General features: G+C 61.5%; 3 protein-coding genes. All 3 read right to left on the reverse strand.

The window, feature by feature from the left end; translation table 11 throughout:
- On the reverse strand, positions 1-458 hold a 458-nt coding region (locus QZ190_RS08620), incomplete at its 3' end, for a MarR family winged helix-turn-helix transcriptional regulator (protein WP_291915361.1).
- A complete protein-coding gene (locus QZ190_RS08625) occupies positions 455-1,243 on the reverse strand; it encodes an SDR family NAD(P)-dependent oxidoreductase (protein ID WP_291915362.1) in 789 nt (262 codons plus the stop codon). The genes QZ190_RS08620 and QZ190_RS08625, both read right to left, overlap by 4 nt.
- A gap of 1 nt (position 1,244) precedes the next feature.
- A complete protein-coding gene (locus QZ190_RS08630; protein ID WP_291915363.1) occupies positions 1,245-3,578 on the reverse strand; it encodes a bifunctional salicylyl-CoA 5-hydroxylase/oxidoreductase in 2,334 nt (777 codons plus the stop codon).
- Positions 3,579-3,848: the final 270 nt, after the last annotated feature.

The following is a 3,848-nucleotide window of genomic DNA, read 5'->3' on the forward strand; positions in this document are numbered from 1 at the left end:
GTTTTCAGGGTGCCCAACAATTGGTGCAGTTGCTCTTGCTGCTGCGCGGGCAGGGGCGAGAGCAACTCGACCACCCAACTTTCATGGGCAGTGGCCATGGCGGCGAAAGCCTCGCGACCCGCTGGCGTCAGGTGCACCGCATACGCACGTCGGTCCCCGGGCTGGGGTTGCCGCTGCACGAGTTGTTCTTTTTCCAGTTGGTCCACGATGCTGGTGACGTTGCCACCCGTGACCATCATGCGGCGCGAGAGTTCACCCATGGACAGGCCTTGCGCTTCTCTTTCGAGTTGGGCCATCAGGTCAAAGCGCGGCAGCGTGATGCCAAACTGCTCGCGCAAGCGTTGGCGGATGGTGTCTTCGATGCGGGTGGTGGCCGAGAGCAGGCGCAACCACAGGCGCAGCGAGGCGTGGTGGTCGGCGTGGGCGCGCACCTCCATGTCGGTGTGGCGCGCATTCATCCTGCCAGCTCTCCACCGTCGATGGCAATCGCCTGGCCGTTGATCGCGTCGCTGCCCGCCGCGCACAGCCACAACACGCTTTGCGCCACTTCGTGCGGTTGCACCAGGCGCTGCTGCGGGTTGCTGGCGGCCAGCGCTTGGCGCGCTTCGGCCTCGCTCTTGCCCGTTTTGCTCACGATGTTCTGCACCGCCTCACGCACGATGTCGGTCTCGGTGTAGCCGGGGCAAATCGCGTTCACCGTCACGCCTTTGCGCGCCAACTCCAGCGCCAAGGCCTTGGTGAGGCCCACCACGCCGTGCTTGGCCGCGACATAGGCGCTCACGTAGGCATAGCCTTTGAGGCCCGCTGTGCTGGCGATGTTGACGATGCGCCCGGGCGTGCCTGCTTGCGCTGCCTCGAGCATGCCGGGCAGCACCGCCTGAATGCAGTGGTAGGTGCCTGTGAGGTTGACGTTCAGCATCTGCTGCCACATGGCGGCATCGGTCTTGGCAAAGGGCGCGCTGTGCGCTTGGCCCGCGTTGTTGACCAAGATGTTCACCGGGCCCAAACGGGCCTGCGCTTGCTGCACCGCCGCTTGCACCGCCTGTTCGTCCCCCACATCCATGGTCGCAATCAACACCGCCACATCGGGCACTTGCGCACGCAGGGCTTCGGCTTGCGCCTGCAGCTTGTCGTGCGAGCGGCCACACAGGGTCAAGCGGCAACCCGCTTGCGCGAGAGCCAGCGCGATGGCCGCACCGATGCCCGCGCCCGCGCCTGTGATGAGGGCATGGCGACCTTGCATCTCAGTCCCCTTTGGTCGCCGATTGCTGTGCGCGCTCGCGGGCAAACCCGGCTTCGAGTTGCGGCTTGCCCGACACGTAAGCGCGTGGCCAAGCGATGTCTTTGAAGCCGATGCGTGCGGCTTCGGTCAAGGTCCATGCTGGATTGGCCAGGTGCGGGCGGGCCACAGCGCACAGGTCGGCTCGACCAGCGGCCAGGATGCTGTTGACGTGGTCGGCCTCAGAGATGGCCCCCACTGCGATGGTGGCGATGCCCGCTTCTTGTCGGATGCGGTCTGCAAACGGGGTTTGGTACATGCGGCCGTAAGTGGGCTTTTGTTGCGCACTGACTTGGCCCGATGAGCAATCGATCATGTCGGCGCCTGCGGCCTTGAAGGCGCGGGCAATCTCGACCGCGTCGGTCGGCGTGATGCCACCTTCGACCCAGTCGTGCGCCGAAATGCGCACCGACATGGGCAGGTCTTTGGGCCATGCGGCACGCACGGCGGCAAACACTTCGAGTGGGTAACGCAGGCGGTTTTCGAGCGAGCCGCCGTATTCGTCGTTGCGTTGGTTGGTGAGCGGGCTGATGAAGCTCGACAGCAAATAACCGTGGGCGCAGTGCAGTTCCAACCAGTCAAACCCGGCTTGTGCTGCGCGTTGGGTGCTAGCCACGAATTCTGCGGTCACGCGGTCCATGTCCTCACGCGTCATGGCACGGGGCACATCGCCATGGGGCAAATAGGGGATGGCCGATGCCGCGATGAGCGACCAGTTGCCTTCTGCATCGTCTGCGGGCACAGGCTGGTCCATGCCCGGCCCTTGCCAGGGGCGGCAGGTCGATCCTTTGGGGCCGGCATGGCCAATCTGCAGGCCGATTTTCGCGTCAGACTTGGCGTGCACCCAGTCCACAATCTTGGCAAAGTCGTGGGTCTGCTGGTCATTCCACAGACCCGGGCAGCCGTGCGTGATGCGCCCATCGGCACTTGGTGCGGTCATCTCGACCATCACCAAGCCTGCGCCGCCCATGGCGCGAGCGCCCAGGTGCACCAGGTGGTCATCGCCTGCACGACCGTCCACCGCCATGTATTGCGCCATGGGTGACACCACCACACGGTTCTTGAGCGTGACCGAGCGCAGGGTGTAAGGCGTGAACATGGGGGGGCGAATGCCCGGCATGGCTGTGCGCCCTGCAAACCAGGCCTCGTAACCTTCGAGCCAGGCCTTGTCGCGCAAGCGCAAATTCTCGTGGCTGATGCGCTGGCTGCGCGTGAGCATGGAGTACATGAACTGCTCGGGCTCGAGCTGGTCACAGTAGCGCTCGCCACAGACCTCGAACCATTCCATCGCGTTCCAGGCCGCGTTTTGCAATCGGATGACGTCAATTTCGCGCACGGCTTGGTAATGTTTCAGCACTTCAGGAATGCGGTCGGCGGTGTCGCCCAGCGCCTTGAACTGGCGCACCAGCTCGATCGCGTCTTCTAATGCGAGCTTGGTGCCCGAGCCGATCGCAAAGTGCGCCGTGTGCACCGCGTCGCCCATCAGCACCACATGGCTGTTGCCGTTGAAGTGCGACCAGTTGGCGCACTTGACGCGTTGAAAGTTGAGCCAGGCCGAGCCACGCAGGTGGCGGGCGTTGGTCATCAGCTTTTCGCCTTGCAGGTTTTTGGCAAAGAGCTTTTCACAGAAGGTAATCGAGGCGTCCTGGTCGGCCTTGTCCAGGCCATGCGCCAGCCAGACATGCTCGGGGCACTCGACGATGAAGGTGGATGTTTGGTTGTCGAATTTGTAGACGTGCGCTTGAAACCAGCCGTGCTCGGTCTTTTCGAACAAAAAGGTGAAGGCGTCGTATTGGCGGTTGGTGCCCAGCCAGATGAAGCGGTTAGGACGGGTGACGATGTCGGGTTTGAAAATTTCCGGTGTCCGGCTGCGCACACGAGAGTTGACACCATCGCTGGCAATGATGAGATCGGCATCAGGAAAGTCCAGATCCGAGTTCACGTCTTGCTCGAACATGAGTTTGACGCCTACCTGTTCACAGCGGTCTTGCAGGATGTTGAGTAACTTTTTACGGGCAATGCCGACAAAACCATGACCGCCCGAGCGGATCACACGGTTCTTGATGTGCAGCTCTATGTCATCCCAATGGTTGAAAGCTTGCTCCACCTCGGCAGCGGTTTCACTGTCCCACTGGCGCATGTTGGCGAGCGTTTTATCAGAAAACACTACGCCCCAGCCAAAGGTGTCGTAAGGCTTGTTGCGCTCGACCACGGTGATGTCGTGGTGCGATCCTAGCTTTTTCATCAGCAACGCGAAGTACAAACCCGAAGGACCACCGCCAATGCACACGATTTTCATGATTGCTCTCTTGACTCGGGGCCACAATGGCACCACTCGATGCCTATATATTTGAAGCCTGAAGTATTTGAGCGAGAAGATAAATTGTCAATCGGGTACTAACCCTTGAATGGTGAAGGAAAATTGGGGGTGAAGGCCGAGCGCTTACGGGAAGAATGCGTCGCACAAAGCAAAACGCCCCACCGAACGGTGAGGCGTTTTGGGCTGTTAGAAGCCTGACGATGTCCTACTTTCACACGGGAACCCGCACTATCATCGGCGCTAAGTCGT

The organism is Limnohabitans sp. (assembly GCF_017848645.1).
In the GTDB taxonomy this organism is placed as follows: Bacteria; Pseudomonadota; Gammaproteobacteria; order Burkholderiales; family Burkholderiaceae_C; genus Limnohabitans_A.